Annotated in this window: 20 protein-coding genes; 6 read left to right on the forward strand and 14 right to left on the reverse strand. The window is 63.2% G+C overall.

What is annotated here, in order from left to right; all coding sequences use genetic code 11:
* Positions 1 to 83: 83 nt before the first annotated feature.
* Positions 84 to 743, forward strand: coding sequence for a hypothetical protein (locus tag BG457_RS20555; protein ID WP_071796446.1), 660 nt, complete (start codon positions 84 to 86; stop codon positions 741 to 743).
* Between the two features lie 266 nt (positions 744 to 1,009).
* A complete protein-coding gene (locus tag BG457_RS07685; RefSeq protein ID WP_071796447.1) occupies positions 1,010 to 1,690 on the forward strand; it encodes a hypothetical protein in 681 nt (226 codons plus the stop codon).
* Positions 1,691 to 1,747: 57 nt separating this feature from the next.
* Here BG457_RS07685 and BG457_RS07690 read toward each other — a convergent pair whose 3' ends face one another.
* Positions 1,748 to 2,080 carry a hypothetical protein gene (locus tag BG457_RS07690; protein WP_071796448.1) on the reverse strand — a complete coding sequence of 111 codons (333 nt, stop codon included), beginning with the start codon at positions 2,078 to 2,080 and terminating at the stop codon, positions 1,748 to 1,750.
* Between the two features lie 355 nt (positions 2,081 to 2,435).
* Here BG457_RS07690 and BG457_RS07695 point away from each other — a divergent pair, with 355 nt between their 5' ends.
* The 3 genes from BG457_RS07695 (at position 2,436) to BG457_RS07705 (ending at position 6,276) form a co-directional block, all read left to right on the forward strand.
* Complete coding sequence (locus BG457_RS07695; RefSeq protein WP_175546763.1) at positions 2,436 to 3,293, forward strand: endonuclease/exonuclease/phosphatase family protein; 858 nt, start codon at positions 2,436 to 2,438, stop codon at positions 3,291 to 3,293.
* A gap of 341 nt (positions 3,294 to 3,634) precedes the next feature.
* Positions 3,635 to 4,561: an HNH endonuclease gene (locus BG457_RS07700; protein WP_071796450.1), complete on the forward strand. Its 927-nt coding sequence runs from the start codon at positions 3,635 to 3,637 to the stop codon at positions 4,559 to 4,561.
* Between the two features lie 5 nt (positions 4,562 to 4,566).
* On the forward strand, positions 4,567 to 6,276 hold the full coding sequence (locus tag BG457_RS07705; RefSeq protein ID WP_071796451.1) for a class I SAM-dependent methyltransferase: 1,710 nt from the start codon (positions 4,567 to 4,569) through the stop codon (positions 6,274 to 6,276).
* 421 nt (positions 6,277 to 6,697) lie between these two features.
* Here the strand turns inward: BG457_RS07705 and BG457_RS07710 are convergent, their stop codons facing one another.
* From BG457_RS07710 to BG457_RS20560, 8 genes are all read right to left on the reverse strand, one after another.
* Complete coding sequence (locus BG457_RS07710) at positions 6,698 to 7,069, reverse strand: hypothetical protein (RefSeq protein WP_071796452.1); 372 nt, start codon at positions 7,067 to 7,069, stop codon at positions 6,698 to 6,700.
* Between the two features lie 32 nt (positions 7,070 to 7,101).
* Positions 7,102 to 8,298 carry an Acg family FMN-binding oxidoreductase gene (locus tag BG457_RS19685; RefSeq protein ID WP_084657537.1) on the reverse strand — a complete coding sequence of 399 codons (1,197 nt, stop codon included), beginning with the start codon at positions 8,296 to 8,298 and terminating at the stop codon, positions 7,102 to 7,104.
* 47 nt (positions 8,299 to 8,345) lie between these two features.
* Entirely contained in the window at positions 8,346 to 8,981 is a 636-nt protein-coding gene (locus tag BG457_RS07720) for a TetR/AcrR family transcriptional regulator (RefSeq protein ID WP_071796453.1), read from the reverse strand.
* A gap of 240 nt (positions 8,982 to 9,221) precedes the next feature.
* On the reverse strand, positions 9,222 to 10,196 hold the full coding sequence (locus BG457_RS07725; protein WP_071796454.1) for an alpha/beta hydrolase: 975 nt from the start codon (positions 10,194 to 10,196) through the stop codon (positions 9,222 to 9,224).
* Positions 10,193 to 10,993, reverse strand: a complete 801-nt coding sequence (locus BG457_RS07730; RefSeq protein ID WP_071796455.1) for a hypothetical protein — start codon at positions 10,991 to 10,993, stop codon at positions 10,193 to 10,195. The genes BG457_RS07725 and BG457_RS07730 overlap by 4 nt, the downstream gene beginning before the upstream one ends.
* Before the next feature lies 1 nt (position 10,994).
* On the reverse strand, positions 10,995 to 11,846 hold the full coding sequence (locus tag BG457_RS07735; protein WP_071796456.1) for a DUF6544 family protein: 852 nt from the start codon (positions 11,844 to 11,846) through the stop codon (positions 10,995 to 10,997).
* 23 nt (positions 11,847 to 11,869) lie between these two features.
* On the reverse strand, positions 11,870 to 12,835 hold the full coding sequence (locus tag BG457_RS07740; protein WP_071796457.1) for an alpha/beta fold hydrolase: 966 nt from the start codon (positions 12,833 to 12,835) through the stop codon (positions 11,870 to 11,872).
* 3 nt (positions 12,836 to 12,838) lie between these two features.
* Positions 12,839 to 13,015, reverse strand: a complete 177-nt coding sequence (locus BG457_RS20560) for a hypothetical protein (protein WP_245770955.1) — start codon at positions 13,013 to 13,015, stop codon at positions 12,839 to 12,841.
* Positions 13,016 to 13,116: 101 nt separating this feature from the next.
* Between BG457_RS20560 and BG457_RS20565 the strand changes: the two genes are divergently transcribed.
* Positions 13,117 to 13,293, forward strand: a complete 177-nt coding sequence (locus BG457_RS20565) for a YaeQ family protein (protein WP_245770959.1) — start codon at positions 13,117 to 13,119, stop codon at positions 13,291 to 13,293.
* 124 nt (positions 13,294 to 13,417) lie between these two features.
* Here BG457_RS20565 and BG457_RS07750 read toward each other — a convergent pair whose 3' ends face one another.
* From BG457_RS07750 to BG457_RS07770, 5 genes are all read right to left on the reverse strand, one after another.
* The gene (locus BG457_RS07750) at positions 13,418 to 14,518 is read right to left on the reverse strand and encodes an MFS transporter (protein ID WP_245770956.1); all 1,101 of its coding nucleotides are present in this window, start codon (positions 14,516 to 14,518) and stop codon (positions 13,418 to 13,420) included.
* 56 nt (positions 14,519 to 14,574) lie between these two features.
* Positions 14,575 to 15,165, reverse strand: a complete 591-nt coding sequence (locus tag BG457_RS07755) for a LysE family translocator (protein WP_071796459.1) — start codon at positions 15,163 to 15,165, stop codon at positions 14,575 to 14,577.
* Positions 15,166 to 15,279: 114 nt separating this feature from the next.
* Positions 15,280 to 16,536, reverse strand: a complete 1,257-nt coding sequence (locus tag BG457_RS07760) for an MFS transporter (protein WP_071796460.1) — start codon at positions 16,534 to 16,536, stop codon at positions 15,280 to 15,282.
* 22 nt (positions 16,537 to 16,558) lie between these two features.
* Positions 16,559 to 17,035, reverse strand: a complete 477-nt coding sequence (locus tag BG457_RS07765) for a GNAT family N-acetyltransferase (RefSeq protein ID WP_071796461.1) — start codon at positions 17,033 to 17,035, stop codon at positions 16,559 to 16,561.
* Between the two features lie 208 nt (positions 17,036 to 17,243).
* Positions 17,244 to 17,837, reverse strand: coding sequence for a TetR/AcrR family transcriptional regulator (locus BG457_RS07770; RefSeq protein WP_084657540.1), 594 nt, complete (start codon positions 17,835 to 17,837; stop codon positions 17,244 to 17,246).
* Positions 17,838 to 18,182: the final 345 nt, after the last annotated feature.

Genomic DNA, 18,182 nt, shown 5'->3' on the forward strand with positions numbered 1-18,182 from the left:
CGACCGGCCAACTCAGATCAAGGCTTGGCCTCAGGCGCCCGGCTCCTTCGTCACATTCCCACCCGACAATAGAGAGTCTGATCATGTTCACATCCCGCGCAGCGACCCTGCTGCTTGCCCTGACAGCCACCGCACTCCCTGCGCCCAAGGCGCAGGCCTATCCGATCGATTGTGCCATCCTTCTCTGCCTTGCGGGTGGGTTTCCCCCGAGCGCGGAATGCATGGCTGCCAAAGCCACGATGATCCGGCGCATCACGCCCTGGCCGGTCACACCGCCTTTGCAGCTCTGGAATTGCCCGATGGGCCTGCCCGCTGGCTTTGTTCCCGCCCCGGGCAGTCCGGAAATCCGTCTTGGCCCGGACGGGCTGACCGATCAGGTGCGTGGATACCGCGATGCCATCGAGATCTATCACATCCGCACCTTCCCTCCCATGGACCGTGACGATCCGCCGAACTCCTGGCGCGATCACACGCAGCGCGGGGTCTATCTCGAGGACGGCAGTCATCGCTGGGTCAGCGCCAGCTTGCGCCATGGGCCCGAATGGCTGGCAGAGTCAGATCGCATCCGGCGCGTGCCGATCCAGGTCTGTGTGCGTGAGACGGACAATGGCTGCTGGGAATGGCGCGTCTCTCACTATGAGAACTGGCCCTCTGGCGGCATGTGGTTTGGGCACAGTCCCGTGGTCGCGATCCGCTATGAAGACCATGAAGGCCGCAAGCACACTGAATTCGTGAATTACTGACGCCAAGCGCCCCGCTGAGCATCACCTGCGCGGCCCAGACACCCCCCACCAGAAAAGGCCATCCCCTCACCGCAAAAGTAAAACCCCCGCAGGAAACCTACGGGGGAGATATCGAGCTCACCAACGCCAAGGTGCCAGCCTTGGAAACGCCAACAAAAACCATGGGTTGAGTAGCTCGATATCTCCCCAATCGCAAGTGGAAAAACGCATCTTGTGCGAATGATCTCCTGCGGCCGGTTTCCTGCCTCTGAACAGAAGCAAGACCCATGAATAAGAACCCAAAGCCGCTCAAACCCTCATCCGCCAGTTTCCGCACCTATCTCGAGGAGGTGGTGCGCCCTCTGCTCGCCTCCCATGTCAGCCGCGCACAGGTCTCGGTCCTGATCGACCTCCTGGGCTGGCTGGAGCAACAGCGCTATGATTTCTCAGCCGGGCGCGCGTTTCAGACGCGCCCCTTGGCGAATGCGGCGATCGCGGAGCGCTTCGGTGTGACCATCCGTTCAGTCCGACGCTGGCTGGCCGAGCTCAAGATCCTCGGCCTCATCGCCCGCGAATACCGCAAGAGCCCGCATCATCGGTACAAGAACCTGCTGAACCGCGTGCGATTTGCAGGGTTCTGCGATTGGTTCAGAAAGAAGATATCAGCCACCCCGGACAGCTCCTGTCCGCCCAAGAAGAAAGATTTCCAAGATAAATCAATTACCCTTGAAAATCCTCAGGATCAGAAGAGCACCCCGGCATTTCCGGCCTCTGGTCCGATCCGGTATGATGAATACTGGGCCAGCCTCGCTCGCACCCACCTCCCCAGCGGGCGATCGCGACCCTGCATGAACAGGATTGCCGAGAAGTTCAGGGGCAATCTCGCCCGCTATGCCGTCAGTTTTGACCATCCATCCGTCAAAAGCCGGTGGGTGAATTTCTGCAAGGCTGCAAGGCCGGTAACGTGAGAGGTAAGGGGCAGGTATCGCGGGGCGCCTCAGGTCGCGGTCGTGAATAGCGCGCACTTACGCAAGCTGGCCTGGAGCCGCATGGCGCTCGCACCCGCCTTCCTTCAGCGGAATGCTGGCTGTCGTGCAGCCCATCTCCGCGAGGAAGCTCACGAGGCCCACGATGGTCTTGAACTCGCGCGTCTTGAGAATGCTGCGACTGGTCACAAGCCGCATGGCGTGGCGGCCATCCTCAGTCACAGCGCGCGCCATCCAAGTACCATACCATGTGTTGTGACGCCTCTCGGCGGTTTGGGTGCAGACCAATTCCAGCAAATACCCACCCGCCAGAAAACCACGCAGCACTTCCTCGGTCACTACATTGGGCTGCTCGTCGCGCGTCTCTATCATCCTGGATCCTTTCATGTCCCGAGCACTACGTTTCTGCGACGGGGCTTAGGGTATCTCGCAGGGCGTAACAACATGAATGATAACGATGGGCCATGATGGCGGCTTATATGTGGTCTTGCAGGACATGTCAGACAGTGGTCGGAGCGGTATGCTATGTTTCACTCATGAGGTCACGTGGTGGGCGGGCGTCACGGTCGCACCCAGCCATCGCGCTCGCGATCAAAGCCCCGCGCGTCTGGCACCTTTGCAATCCGACCGCTATGATCGACGGAAACATATCACCGCTTTGTCCATGGCCGGCGTCCCGCGGGCGAGGGCTTGGATTGCTTATCAAAACAAATTTTTGGAGAAAAAGATGCGCATTTTGACGATCATCGCCGCCCTGTTCTGGGCATCCTTGGCCAGCGCCGAGCCCCTGCGGATCGCAAGCTGGAATATCGAACATCTGGTTGCAGGCAATGACAGCGGCTGTCGGCCGCGCAGCGAGGCGGATTTCCAGCGCGTGCGCGATGTCATCGCAGAAGTCGATGCCGATATCTGGCTCTTGCAGGAAATCGAAGGGGCAGCCGCCCTTGCGCGTGTGTTCGAGGACGATGAATGGGTGGTGCATATCGAGGAGCGCAGGCCGCGTCGATCCTATCCGGAATGCCGACATACCCCTGGCCAACGCCTCTCGTTTCAGGCCGCGGCGATTGTCATCCGCAAGGATGTCGCGCATCGCCGTCTGCCCGATCTCAAAGCGCTCGATGTCTCGGGGCGCGGGTCGCTACGCCATGGCGTGCTGATCGAGCTGACAGGCCCCCGCCCTCTCACCATTCTCAACACCCATCTGAAATCCGGCTGCTTTGAAGGCACAGGACGTCAAGCCTGCGGCGATCTCTTCGCGCAGCTGCCTGTGTTGCGCGACTGGTATGACGCGCATAACGGCCCCGTCCTCATTGGCGGCGACCTGAACCGCCGTCTCGAGGTTCCGAATGACGCCTTCTGGGCTGTTCTCAACGAGTATAATGACCTGCACATTGCAGGCGCGGGCATCCGCCCGAACTGCCTGCCCCAGTACCGCGAGTTCATAGATTTTCTGATCCTGAACGATGATGCGGTTGGTGCGAAGCTGCAGGGCTCGTTCACCGAGACGACCTTCAGCGGGCCAGTCGCTGAGTATCCGTCAGACCATTGCCCGATTTCGGTCGATATCGATCTGGGGCGGCTGTGACCACGGTGCGCCCCGATAGTCGAGCACATGTTTTTACCAAGAATACCTGCAGTGTAGGGACCGGTGCATCGCTCCTATTGTCGAAACACCCGGCATACGTCGTGGTCGGCGGGCTCATAGAAGGGACCGCTGCCGGAGGGCAGATCAACATCGCACATGCATTGATAGACGTTTGCGTCAGGATGGCCGATACGCCGTAGCGCCTCGACCGCAGTGCGGGCGCGTACGAAGCCACGGGCGAGGTCTGGCTCGCGCTGGCTTGCAGCTATGCAAAAGCTCCAAACATGCATAGTATCACCTTGAGCTAAAAGGGTTAACGAAGGGTGAATGGAGCAAAGTCGATGGACGCGGATGATCCGGATACCGCCCTGCGCCTCGCCGCATTTTCCCATGTTCGCAAACTGGGAATGCTCCATGACGCTCTGACGTCGGAACATCTTTTGGCAGGCTTCACCTTCGAGGGTGAGAGGGTCCCACTGGTCAATCCACAGCGCGGCATTTTCAAGCCAAGACGCATGCCATACCTCCTCTCGATACGGACAGTCTTTCCAAGCGTCGGCCGCCGTGTGTGGTATGATGATCAGCGCGAAGTCCATGCGCAGATCTACGGTGGGCACGAGGCGGTCGACTATGCATTCATGGGCAATAATCCTGAGTCCGCCGACAACCAATGGCTTCGAGATGCCTGGGAGCGGCAAATCCCCGTTATCTATTTTCTGGGCATCGCCCCGAAGCGGTATCACGCCATCTTACCGGCATTTATAGGAGATTGGGACGCCCGGAATCTTAAAGCCCAAGTCGTCTTCGGCGAGGCTGCGGCCAGTGAAATGGCTCCACCAGAAAACGCCGCCGAACGGCGCTATGGGCTGCGACTGGTCAAGCAACGGCTGCATCAAGCCCAGTTCCGCGCCGCAGTCATCGCCGCTTACGGAGGCCGCTGCGCGCTGTCGCGCCTGCCGGAAGCTCGGCTTCTGGATGCCGCCCATATCGTCGCTGATGCTGACGAGCGGTTCGGCCAGCCCGTCGTGCCCAATGGCTTGCCTCTCTCGAAGATCCACCATGCTGCCTTTGATGCCCAATTGATCGGCATCGATCCAGATTACCGCCTGCATGTGTCTGAACAACTCCTCTCCCAACAGGACGGTCCTGTCCTTGAGGCGTTAAAATCCCTCAACGGCGAGGTCATACACTTGCCCGGTCGGGAACGGGATCGCCCAGACAGGGATCGGCTTGCCTCACGTTTCGAGATATTCCGGTCGGTGGCGTGATATCCATGGGAAAGCCGCCGCGGGGATATGAAGGAGAGTCCGGACGCGCACTTGCTGAGCAATATCAGAGCGTTGATCCGGCGGTTCTACATCAGGCACTGATTCCGCATTTGCCCCCGGCGCCGGCCGCCATCCTCGATGTGGGTGCCGGTTCAGGGCGCGACGCAGCCTGGCTGGCCAATTTGGGACACAGTGTGCTTGCGGTTGAGCCCTCAGCCACAATGCGCGCACAAGGCCAAAGACGACACCCATTGCCTGGCATTTCTTGGGTGACCGACACCCTGCCGGGGCTTGAAGCGGTATTCCGTCTCAGCACGGCGTTTGATGTCATCCTGCTTTCTGCAGTCTGGATGCATATTCCGCCCGGTGACCGCCCTCGCGCTTTTCGCAAACTGGTCACGCTTCTGAAGCCCGGCGGCACGCTATCCATCACCCTCCGGCTCGGACCGCCAGCGCCCGACCGCGACATGCATCCAGTAAATGTCGCTGAGATTGAAGCGCTTTCGCGGGACCACGGAGTCGCTGTCGTAAGCGTGGAACATACCCCCGATCGCCTCGGAAGAGATGAGGTCTCATGGGCACAGTTGGTTTTGCGTCTTCCAGACGACGGGACGGGGGCGCTTCCTCTTCTGCGCCACGTCATCCTCAACGACGCTAAATCAGCCACCTACAAACTTGCTCTGTTGCGCGCAGTAGCTCGTGCCGCCGATGGCGCCCAGGGCATGGCCCGGGCCGTCGATGACACCACCATGGCCTTGCCCCTCGGGCTGATCGCGCTGAACTGGCTGCGACTTTATAAACCCCTTATCGACGCCGATCTTCCGCAAATGCCACGCAATCGCGGACCGGTGGGGCTCGGGTTCATCAAGGACGGGTGGCACGGAATCGCTGAGTTCTCGGCATCCGATCTGCGGGTGGGAGCGCAGTTTAGCGGCATGCGAGCAGCGGCGCTCCATGCTGCGCTGCGCGACGCCGCTGTTACGATCGCGCGGATGCCGGCCACCTACATGACCTTCCCCGGGTCACAAGCACCAGTACTGCCAACGCGCACCGGGCGTGCGGGTATGGCACCAGCGCGCCTCTTCGTCGATGCCGGATATCTCTGGGACTTCGGTGAACTTCGGGTACCACTCCATCTATGGCGTGCCATGGTGCGTCATGACGTCTGGATCGAACCGGCGCTGGTTGCGGAATGGGTGCGACTGATGGAAGGTTATGCTCGGGGCCAAGGACGCGATCTCGATCCAGCGTTGGTAGCCCGTGCTATGCGCTGGCACGAACCCAGCCGGGACGTCGCTTTTGCCCGCAAAACCGCTGCAATGTTGATAAGTGACAGCTCGGTATTCTGTGTCTGGACGGGCCGAAAACTCACAGAAAGACGACTCGACATCGACCATTGCCTGCCTTGGGCCGCATGGCCCTGCGAGGACCTCTGGAACCTCCTGCCATCCGATCCGACCGTCAACCGCCATGGCAAGCGCGACCGGTTGCCTGCTGCCGAGGTGCTGGATAACAGCATGGATCGAATCCTCGATTGGTGGGAACGAGCATGGCTGTGCCAGCGTAACATCGCCGAAAGATTTCAGGCCGAAGCGCGTGCTTCCCTACCGATCAACGGGGACAACGCAGACGGCCCTGCGCCGATTTTCGCAGGTCTTCAGGCTCGTCGGTTTGCGTTGCGGGCTGATCAGCAAGTGCCGGAGTGGAGGCCGTAGCACCCCCTTTCTGCCATGCGGTACACCTGCGCAGATACCTTTTCGCGCTTACGGAGTCACCGACGTGGAGGGCGGACTGCGGATAGATGCATGTGCGGCAATCCGTTCGCGGCACGCGGTTGAAGCAGCCATTCCATCGTTGCCCCTCTAAATGCGAACTGCCGCACTGGTTCGCGGTGCAGAACCCTTCACCGACATTAGGACGGAGCGCAGCAGGACGATCCGCTTTGCTGGCACAGAATAAAATGTCCGACCCAATCCCTCCATTCGGAAGTGGCTGAGAACTTCAAATTACCGGCTTTTCCTCGCTCAAGGCTTAGGCCTGCCGGATCGTCTCCGGCAGGCCAGCTCGGGATCAGTCGCCCCCGCTCCTGCGCTGGGCAGGGTTGGCGACGAGGCTCCGACGTGGAACGCAGCGCCGTCAGAATTGTGGATCGAAGCCGCGCTCGATGCAGGCTTCGCGTGGGCGGTGGACGACGAGCGCCCGCTCCGAAAAGGTGCGAAACGGGATTGCCAGTCCGAAGAGATCGAAATGCATCATGCCCGAAGAGCAATCGACGGTGACGTCGATGACGTAGCCATCCCGGCGCATGCCGGTGTCGGTCGTCTCGACTTCGGACCAGTCGATCGGCGTTCCGGTGAAACCGGTGTAGGGCGCCTCGTAGCCGCCGCGCGTCTGATCGAAGCCGCGGATATCGGCGACCATGCCGGCGGCGAGCGCCGCGGCAGCGCCGAATCCAATGGCGATCAGACCATTGCGGGCGGATGGGAGAATGGCAGCACTGTAGGTCATGGTGGTTCCTTTCGGTTGGGAAAGCGGAGGGTTCAGACGGCGCGGGCGACCAGTTCGGTGCCGCGGCGGGGGCTTGGGCGTGGCGTTAGTTCGGCTGTGCCCATGCGGAAGGCGAAGGTCGGCCGCCATTCCTCGGTGCCGAGCAGTTCGGCCAAAGCATCGGCGGTTGCGGAAGGCAGACCCAACTCCGCCTCGCGATCGACGAGTTCCGGCAGCTGGTTGAGCGGCTGGGCGACGAGGCCGCGCGTGGTGGCGAGCAGATGCATGCGCTGCCAGGCGCGGCCGGCCTGCAGCGCTGTGGCCCGGTCGTAGAGGTCGCGAACCGCGACCAGGCCGAAGAGCGGCGCAGTGGGCAGATGCGTCTCGCGCGTCGCCCGCAGCCACTGCCGGTCGGCCTCCTCGTCGCTGGGCGGCGGCAGCATCTTCAGTGCCGCGGTCAGATGCGCGGGCAGGCCGAACCCGTCGATCGTCACCCCGTCGCGGTGGGTCTCGATGTCGCGGCGGTTGAAGCGGAACCAGGCGGCGCTTGCCGTCGCCATGGCGTGATCCGTGATGATCCGTTCGGTCGCACCCACGGTCAGTTCAGCGAAGCGCGCCATCTGCTCGGGGGAGTCCAGCAGGAAGAGCCGCACGTCCGGACTCGCGCCAGTCTCGCGCAGCAACGCCCGCGTTTCTGCATCGACGGGCAGGTCAGGCACATAGGCGCCGCGGTGGGTATGGCGCCGACCTATCGCCTGGTGCAGCGTATCGCTGTCATGCGGAGCCGGTTCGAGAGTCAGATGCGCACACGGGCTCGTCCTGTCTCGCGGTCCGCCCAGTTCCAGCCGCGCAGGCGTCATTGTCAGCCGCGGCGTGTAGCCCTGCGCCCGAGCCTCGAGCATCATGTTCTCAAGCGCGCAACCCAGCGAGAGCGTCATCTCGCGGCGGTAGGGATCGAAGGCGCCGAGATGGCGGTCGTGATCGGCATGGAGCCGGATCCCGTTTGCGTCGAATTCGAACCGCCATGGTTGCGTATTGTGAGCGTTCGCGGCCAGGATGCCGGCGCGGACAATGGCGAGCGGCCCGGAATCAGCGCCGCTGCGCCATGCGTACCAAGGGGTGTAGGCAGAGGACGCGCCGTTACCCATCGCGCCGCTGGCATGGGCGTGCCAGACGCCACCGCCAGCAGCAAGGACTGTGAGGCCGGTCAGCGCGCGCAGGGCGCCGCGTCGGTTGAGTCGGGAAGTCATGGTCAAGGTCTCCTTTATCGGTTGACGGCGTTCAGGGCCGTCCGTGGTCAGGATCGCGAGAGGCTTCCCGCGATCATTTCGGCCGCGCAGTCGTTCAGATCGTGCCAGCCTTCGTCGCTCTGAAGGTCGATGCCGCCGAACCGGCGGATTCGCCGGCCGCGTGCTGCGAGATAGTTTGCCGCCCCGCCGAGCAGGGCGAGCATCGGCTGCAGGCGCGCCGCGAGTTCGCGCTGCGGAAGGTCGAACCGCACGGCGAGGCGGGTCATCAATTCGGCGCTGCGCGTCTCGCGCACCGTCTCAAGCGCCTCGGTCAACTCGTTGCGCTCCAACATTTCCCAGGTGATGACTTCGAGCGTCACCGGATGCGTGCGCAGGAAGGCCGCGTGGCGCTCGAATACAGTCGCCAGAGTCCGGGCCAGGGCGTCGGGCGAATCTGGTGCGGGTATCGGGTCGGCGAGAACGTCGTCGACCCGCCACCAGAAATCGCCCTGCTCGGCATAGGCGGCAAGCAGGCCGGAAAGACCACCGAAATAGCGGTAGATCAGCGGCTTGGTGACCCCGGCGCTGCGGGCGATCGTGTTGATCCCGACGGCGCCGAAACCTTCCTCGAGGATGATCGCCTCGACCGCGGCGATGAGGCTCGCCTCGGTTGCGTCACGGTCTCGGGCCTGATCGACGGGCATGCGAATCTCCTGTTACCTACCGGTAACATACATACGTTACCGGTAGGTAACATGTCAAGCACTCTGTTCATACTGCGTGAAAGATACCTCGCACCGTAGGACGGAGCGCGGTGGCCTGGAATGGCGCCGCGTTATTTCCATGCAACGGCGCAAGTCACAGATTGAATCAAAGCTGCTCGCAAGCGTCTGATCGCGAACGCACGAAGATAACGCGAGGGTCGGCGAAGCGTGCTGGCTCGGTCAGGAAGGGCGCGTGGCCGGAGGTTTCAAGACCTCGTGTCGTTTGCCCTGCGGTGCGTCAACGCCCACAAACCACTCGGCGGCCAATTCAACCGGCGTGTTTAGAACCCGCGCGCCAGAGATGAGTAGCATCGGCACTGGCATCTCTGGCACCTCAGCCAGCAGGTCGCGCGAGCGGTAGTCGGGCCACATCGACCCGCTGCCCCGGATGGCCCCATCCAGCCAGCGCCAAAGGTCACCAAGGCTGTATTCCGGCGCGCGCGCAAGCATCAGCGCAAGCCGCCATGTCGGCACATTCATGCCACCGCTGTAGCGGTCAAGCCGCTGCATCATCGCCACATAGGCCGCGTGCTTCATCAACCCCTCGGGTGTCGCGCCCTCCAGCCAGCGCAGATCGGCTGAATTGCCGTCAGCGCGGATCAGCGGTGCAAGGCGGTCCAGCGTCACCGCAACCCCGCGCGGGGTGCTGACCTGCTGGCCCACGCCGATATAGCCCGCGTATTCCTCGGGCCAGCGCGCCACCAGCCGCGCGCCCAGCATCGTGCCCCAGGAATGGCCCAACACAAGTATGCGCTCGGTCCCAAGCCGCGCCTGCAAGTAACGCGTGACCTCATGCGCGTCCTGCAGGAACTGCTCCAGCGTCATGGTGGCTGGGTCGAAGCCGCGCGGGTTTGACTTGCCCGCGCCGCGCTGGTCCCAATGGACAAGGACGAAATCGCGCTCCAGCGCGCGGGTGGTGGCATGCGGGAGTGGCATCTGCGCCGCCCCCGGCCCGCCATGCAGCCATAGGATAACAGGCGCGGTCCGGTCATGCCCGCGGATCAGCAGCCATTGGGTCATGCCGCCGATCGCGACCGGTTCCAGCGCCGCGATGGGATCGGGGCCCGTGAGGACGGGAGTGCGGCCCGGTAGTGCCTTCCACCCCAGCCCGAGACCGGCCGCAAGGAGGACAAGGAGCGCCGTGCGGCGGATCATTCGGGCGCCTCCGAAATCTCCAGTCCGCGCCAGAAGGGCCAGATCAGCGCGGCCGGGCCGAAGCCCATCAGCGCGTAAAGCGCCAGATCGAAGGCCAGAAACGGCCCGTCGAAAAAGGCCCAAGTGTAGAATGTGCCCAGAAATACGGACACGCCCAGCACCGCCACCTTCATCAGCATTGGGATCGCCATCAGGTCGCCCACGGGAGTGCCACGCCACAGAAGCCAGGCGGTCAGCCCGGTCAGCGGCAGCGCAAAGGCCAGATCGAGCACGAAGATCGTCTGCCCCGGCAAGGGCTGGCGCGCAGCCATGGCGGGTAGAAGCTGCGACAGCCAGAGCGCCGTGAACAGCGCCACCAGCAACCCGAACAGTCCAGCGACAATGCGGCGCGGGGGCGGACGGTGCGCGCTGACAAGCCGCCCGGGTTCGACCGCGCGCACGAAAAGGACCGCGGCCAGAACGCTCGCGGCCAGCACCGCGAGATAGAGCGGATAGGCCGGGTTCATCACCCGGTCGAAGCTGTAAAGCCCGTAAGCATAGATCTGATAGCCGATCAGCCCCGCCCAGATCAGCCAGCCCTTGGCCCAGCCCTGCCGCAGCCGGGCGTTCACCGCCAGCAGCGCCAGCGCGGCGGGGGCCGAGATCGTGTCCTGGCTCCAGGCGCCGGGGCGGAGGTGGTCGGGGACGGCGGCGTAGGGGTCGGCAAGTATCAGAGCCGCGGCGACGGCGGCCAGTGTCAGCACGGCGGCCACATCGGAGAGGCGGAGCAGTCCGGGCGCGGCGGCGGGGGCGATCATCTCAGAACTCGGCGCGGATGATGGTGGCGAGGAAGAAGGGCGCATAGTCCGGCGTGCCGTACATGTTGCCAAGCTCGACCCTTGACGGGACCAGAAAGCCCTGATGCCGCACCATCTCCAGCATCCGCCCGCCGAAGGGTTGCAGGCGGTGGACACGCTCGGGGTTGGCATCGGTCCAGCGCAAGGACCAGACCTCGACCGGGTTGCCTTCGGCATCGAGCGTGATCTGCATCGGCTCAATACCTTGCGTGTGGGTAAAGCGGATCTCAGCGCTGTCGGGGCCGGTCTGCACCCATTCCGCGCCAAACTGCGGCAGCAGGCTCGCAGGTGCCCAGATCGCCTCTAGCATCACGCGGGTGGCGGCGGCGCGGGCGTGGTCATCGGTGCCGCCGATGCGCGCCAGCGGGATCAGGCCGTGCAGCCAGAACTTGGTCCAGCTTTCCTCGGCCCCGCTTGCTTTGTGATAGCCATCCGAGCCGCCAAAGCGCATCAGCCCCGCGCCGATATCGGCCTGCCAGACGAAGCCCTGCGCGGGCGGCGCGAGGATCTGGCGCGCGGTCATCTGCATCGCGTTGCCGTTCATGATGAAGCTGCCCTCCATCTGAAGCCGGACAATGCGGTGCGGGGGCGTGCCGGGCTCGATGGCGCGGGCGAAGTAGCGCTGCGCCACCTCGGGCAGGTCTGCGACCATCGCAGGATCGTAGCGCAGCGGGTCAGCCTCGCGCGCACCCTCCAGCGCCTCCCAGACCCGCGCGGCCTGCGCCTTGTCACGGGAATGAACCCAGATGCTGAGTGCGGCGGCAGCGATAAGAAAGCCTGCGAGGGCGAGAAGGGTGATCTTGAGGATCGTCATGGGGCAAGCTCCTGAAATAGGTATCACTCTGCCAATGCAGGGACATGGGTGGCAAGGAAGGCGGCGATCCGCTGGCGAACCGCATCGTGATTGCCCAGCAGCAGGTGCCCGCCGGTCTCAAGGATCAGCACCTCGGCGCCGGGAATCCCCTCCGTCGTGAACTGTGCGGTTGCGACGGGGGTCAGGCGGTCGTCGGCGGCGTGGACGATGAGCACGGGCGCGCGGATCGCGCTCGGGTCGATGGGATCGGCAGGATCGATGGCCGCGCCCTCGTTCGCCAGCCCCGCGCGGCGCTGGGTGACTGGCAGGAAGGCCGCGATCATCGCATCAAGGAAGGCGGCCTCGGTGGCGGTCATATGCGCGGTCAGCTCGGGCCTTGCATCGAAGACCGGGGCAAGCGCCCGGGGCGAGAGGCGGAGGATGGCCCAGAGCGGCAGGTCGGTGGCAAAGAGCGCGTCATAAAGCCAGATCGGGATCGGCAGCTCCTGTTCCTCGGCCGAGAGCGGGGCGTAAGGGGCCAGCGACAACAGGACCAGCGCCTGCGTCCGCTCCGGATGGCGCAGCGCAAATTGCAGCGCCGGGGGAACGCCGCCCGACATGGCGGCGACGGTCACCCGGTCCAGCCCCAGCGCGTCCAGCATCTCGGCCAAGGCAACGGCCTGCGCGGCGGTCGAGGGATCGGCGGGCAGGCCTGACCCGGGATAGCCGAAGCGCGAGGGAGCAATCCAGCGCGTGCCCTCGGGCAGGAAGGCCTGCGCCATGAGCGCCCCCTGATCGTGCCCGCCGCCCGCGCCATGGATCACCAGCACCGGCGCGCCCTGCCCGCCTGTCGCATAGGCGACCGGTCCGAACGAGGTCTGGATCACCCGCGCGCTGGCCGCCAATTGTGCCTCGATGGCGCGCATGTCGCGCTGCCAAACCAGCCCGACAACGACCATGGCGCAGCAGGTTGCGATCAGCAGCAGCCAGCGCAGACGCAGCCCCCGCATGGCTCAGCTCATCCCGCCGAAGGCCAGCGCGTCGAAGTGTGCGGCAAGAGCGTCGCGCGTGGACGTGTCTGCCATGGCGGGAAACAGGCAGAGCCACAAACTCGGCAAAACGCCGCAAAGCGCGGCAAAGGGTCGGGTCAACATCGCTATACCTGTCAGGTCGGCCGCGTTATCGCGCATTTTCGACACGCCCTATCACATCAAGCGCATCCCCGGCATGACGCAGGTCAAGGCATCGGATCGCGCGGTCCTTTCGGTTGGACCTTCCGAGCGAGAAGGTGATGCGACAATCCTGCAGCAAAGCAGTCAAGGTGATTGTCTATCCTTACGGTGGCAAGACGCCCGCGATGTGGGGGAACAAGATCAAGAAACCCGCAACCCGTTTTGAGAACCTTCAAGTCATGAATTTTTCCGCCAGCGACACAGGCGAGGTCGCAAAGCTGGCAACCCCACCCTGAAACTCCGGGGCAACATTCAGGACGGCGAAGTGATGGTCATCGTCGGCGGCAGCGTCCTATGCGTTACTCCATCGGCGTGGAAAATTGCGGCGCAACGCTGGATCCCGCCACACAAATCGAAGACCTAACCGCGCCCAGCCGTTCGATAGACAAATCCAGCGGCGATTACTCCAAACATACAGATCGCAATCGACAGCCCGGCCAGCCCCCAAAGGCTGCCCGCCACAAACGCAAACAGCGGTGTACCGCTGAAGGTGCCGATATTGCCCAGTTGCGCCATGGCGCCGTTGGCCAGGGCCTGGTCGCGGGGGGCGTCGTTCAGCATAGGAACAGCCGCAAAATTGCCACCCGCTACAACCCCCGTGGCTAGAAAAGCGAGCACCGCAATGGCAGGAAGGCCGCTTATTGCCATTGTCGCAAAGAGCAGTGCCGAGATACCAAACCCCCAGACCACAATGCGGGGTGCCGCTACCCGGCGTGACAGAAATCCCGCAGCAAAGGTGCCCAGAAGATTTGCGACTGGCAGCACCAAGAAGAGCCACATGGCCCCCATTGCGGCAGGCAGGAATGCCACAAGCGCTATGAAGAGCGCCGTATATGTACCATGACCCAGTCCGGCCGCAGCCAGTCGCGGGTTGGTGTAAATGCGGCGGTGGACCTCGACCGGGTTAGGAACCGAATCGCGTACACCCATGATGCCGCGTGGCAAGACCCACCAAAGCAAGGGAAACACCGCAACCAACAAAAGACCATGGCCGACAAACACCGCCCGCAGACCACCCCAAGCCTCAACTGGCGGTACGATTACTGCCATCAGCGCATAACCGACCCCGAAAAACGTGCCCCAAAGGCCCATGACCACGCTTTTGTCTGCTGCGCGCGCACGTGAGGCCATCAAGGTTGGCAAGGCGACAACAAAGAGCAGATGCCCGACCCCTTCGGCGATACGCAAGATCATATAGGCCCGGAACGGCAGTTCCAGCCCTTGGGCCAGTGCCAGCACTGCCGAGAGGCCACAAGCCCAGAGCACTGAATGACGCAGCCCGAACCGTGCCACCACGAACCCCGCCATCGCCCCGCCCAAAATGCCAATCAATGCCACACCAGAGACCGCATAGGCGACCGGTGAGCCGGGATAGAGCGTTTGCAAGCTGTCCAGCGTCAGAGTCACTTTCGCAAATTGCCATGCGACCAGCAGGCCTGTTGTCCAGAGCAGGAGGATCAATGGCCAGTCGGTGCGGTCAGTGGGAAAAGTAATCATGTGGAAGTCCTACCTCTGCGCTAACTGAGCAGCATCCACACCGCAACCGCAGCCAGCATCAAACCAAAGCCGATATTCATCGGTCGCGCCGCAGCATCGGATCGAAAGCGGCGCATCAGAGCATCCCCCATCACCGTCCACAGCGTGAAGGCGACGAGGTTGTTGATTGTGAAGATTGCAGTGATCCAGAGCACGCGTGCTGGATCCGATCCTACGGCGAGGAACTGGGTGAACATCAGCGCGATGATCAGGTAGGCCTTGGGGTTGAGAACCAGAAGAACGGCCCCGTCCAGCGCCGAGGCGGGGCGCGCTTCAACGCCCTCAATCACGGCACCGGCGCGCGTCAGAACATAGGCGAGCCACAGCACATAGGCAGCCCCACCATAGCGCAGAATGTCGAACACAAGCGGGTTCCAGCCTGCCACGACCGAAAACCCGAGCCCGACCGCTGCGGTGACGCCAAAGGTCGCAAGGTGATAGCCTGCCGAGGCAGGGATCGAGGCGCGCAATCCGAACCGTCCCCCAATGGCGGCAAAGACCATATTCCCGGGACCCGGGCTGTAGGCAAGCGGCAGAAGGAAAAGGAGCAGCGCGACGGTTAACTCAAGCATTGAAAGTGTCTCCATGGGTTGGACAAGCACATAGGCAGGCTGTTGCACGACGCGCGACCCGGATCTTGCGCATTGGAGCGCGAGAGGCAAAGGCTTCTGCGCGCCGTTTCTCGCTCATTCTTGCGAAGGCCGTTGTAACCCTCTGAGGGTTGGACATAAGACAGCGGCGTGAGAGCCCGCACGCTCGACCCGCCGCGGCACAAAGGCCAGGCACCCCCCCACCAGCAACCCGGCCAGCAGGAAAGGTGCGCCTGGCAACTGGATGGCCTTGTCCTTCATCGTGGCGAGGTGGAACACACCTGTCATCGCAAGGGGACCGATCATCATCGCAACGGCGGCAAGGCTGCTCATGACGCCCATCAACGCACCCTGCGAATCGGCGCTGACTGCGCGCGACATCATGCCCTGCAGGATCGGACCGACGATGAAGCCCAGCGCCATGGCCGGGATCAGCGCGAAGAAGACCGCTTCCTTCGTGACGAAGGGGATGACGGCAAGGATGATCACGTTCACACCCAGACCCGCCTGCAAGGTCGTGGCTTCCCCAAGCCGTGCGATGGCGCGGCTGACAAGCAAGCCCTGAACCAGCGCCATGCACAGGCCGAAAGCGGTGATGCTCAGGCCGATCATTGTGACGTTCAATCCGAATTGCACTGTCGTGAACCACGCCCAGACCGACGGATAGGCCTGGTGGGCGATGCTCACGAACAGGATCAACAGCGCAGGGCGGACCAGCGCCGGTGTGTGCCTCAGCATTAGAAGCGCGCCCAGCGGGTTGCCGCGGCGCCAGTCAAAGCGGTGACGCTGCGCCCCGGGCAAGGTTTCGGGCAGCAGAAACAGCACACCCAACAAGGCCGTGGCCGAAAGCCCAGCCGCAAGCACGAAGGGCGCGCGCAATCCTAAACCTGCCGCAACGCCCCCAAGCGCCGGCCCGAGAACCAGACCCAGCGCAAAGGCCGCGCCGATCATACCGAAGGCCTGCGGTCGATCCCGCGCTGGTGTCATGTCAGCCGCGCAGGCCGTGGCAACCGCATAGCTCGCCCCGGTAATCCCGGCGATCAGCCGACCGACCAGCAACAGGCCGATTGTCCAAGCGAAGCTGAGCAACAGGTAGTCCAGAACCATTGCCAGAAGCGCCGCGATCAGGACGGGCCTGCGTCCGAAACGGTCGGACAGCGCCCCGATCAATGGACCACACATGAACAGCATGGCGGCATAAGCACCGGTCAATAGCCCGCCCCAGAGGACTGCATCGGCTGCCTCTCTGCCGGTCAAATCGGTGATCAGCCCCGGCATAACGGGGATGATGATCCCCATGCCGATGGCGTCCAGAAAGACAATGGCAAGGATCGGGGTCATGCGCGGGAACATTGGGCGATCTCCGGGTCGGGCGTCAGGCGGCGGTCTGCACAGGCGCAGGGCGCGCGACCGCATCGCACTGCATGCGGATCAGCGGATGCGGGCGGCCCTGATCATCGGTCAGGTGGCACAGCGTCTCGATGAAACCCGAGGTCGCGTAGAACCGGCGCGCGGCCGAGTTCTCGGCATATACCTCGACTTGAAGCAAAGGATGCCTCTGGGCGGCATCGGCCAGCAACATCCTGCCCAGACCCTGCCGGTGCCGTTCGGGGGCAACGAACAACGCTCCGATGAAATTCTCCGAAAGCGCGATGAAGCCAAGGATCTCGCCCGCCTGCTCGGCCACGGTGATGTCGGTCGCGGGCATGTAGACATTGCGCACAAGGATTGCATCAGCATCGAGTTCGGCCCGACTCAGGAACGGGTGGCCTTGCTCGGAGCCTGCGCGCCAGATGGTCATGCAGGCTTCAATGTCGGACGGGTGCCAGGGGCGAAGGGTGACGGTGTTCATGGGGATGGTCTCCGTTGCGAACCGCGCAGGCGGCGTGGAAATCCTGCGGCGCTTCCGCTGTGACTGGATGGCTATGGCCTGCCGATGGAGCAGGGCGGAAAGGCGGAGGGCGGGAGTCTGGTCTAGCATGTGGGAACACTCTTTTTATCGGACATCCGTTTTTTATGGGGACGCAAGTTGATCGGGTTCTGACTGGGGGCGAAGGTTCTCAGCCCTCTGGGTAGCGTCGCAGCACAAGGTCGATGACCTCGCGCATGCCGTCGATGTTGGTGGGTTCGTCAAGCGCGGCTTCGGTGACCATGCCCTGATAGAGCAGGAAGACAAAATCCACGAGCGTGGCGGCCTGCGCCTCGGTCAGTTCGGGGCGCATCTGAAGGACCTTCTCGCGTGCGGCGATGCGGATATTCTGCCGCCCCTCCTGGAACATCTTGAGGAGCTCCGGCTTCACCGCGACTTCTGCGTGGATCATTGGCGTTGACCGTGCGCGACCGTCTCGGCGCGATGCGTCCAGATCGAACAGGAACATCTCGACAAGGTCGCGAAAGCCAAGCGCTCTGCCCTCGGCATCGGTGGCGCCACGCAGCGCAGCGACATTCTCGTCGGTGCTGTCCCTGATCCCTGCAGCGATCAGATCGTCCTTCGTCTTGAAGTAGTTGTAGACCGCACCGGCGCTCATCCCCGCCTCGGCGAAAATTTCGCGCATCGTGGTCGCCTGGATACCCTTGCGCGCAAAGCAGCGCCCGGCGGCCGCGATGATCTCGCGGCGGCGGGCTTCCATCTCTTTTTGGCTTAGCTTGGGCATGACACTATCTCTAAAACGGACGCCCGTTCTATGAACTGAGTCGCAGGGCTTTGCAAGCGAAATCTATGCACGGAGTCGCGAGGATCGTCAGAACCTCCCCGGCTCAGGCGAAATCAACATAGCCGCGGCCAGTTCGCACCCAGCGAAACCCCTCGGCAAGCAACTTGTCCCTGATCCTTGCCTCCTCCCACCAGCACAGGACGAACGCCTTCGCTAGGACGCGCTGCCCCTCTCCCGCGCGCGCTCAGGCATCGCAATGGGCATAAACCAGTGCTGCGAGGTCACCGTAATCGCCAGGATCAGACTCTATTATAAAACGGTTGTCCCTTTTTATTTTCCATGTAA

The organism is Natronohydrobacter thiooxidans (assembly GCF_001884735.1).
Lineage (GTDB): Bacteria > Pseudomonadota > Alphaproteobacteria > Rhodobacterales > Rhodobacteraceae > Roseinatronobacter > Roseinatronobacter thiooxidans_A.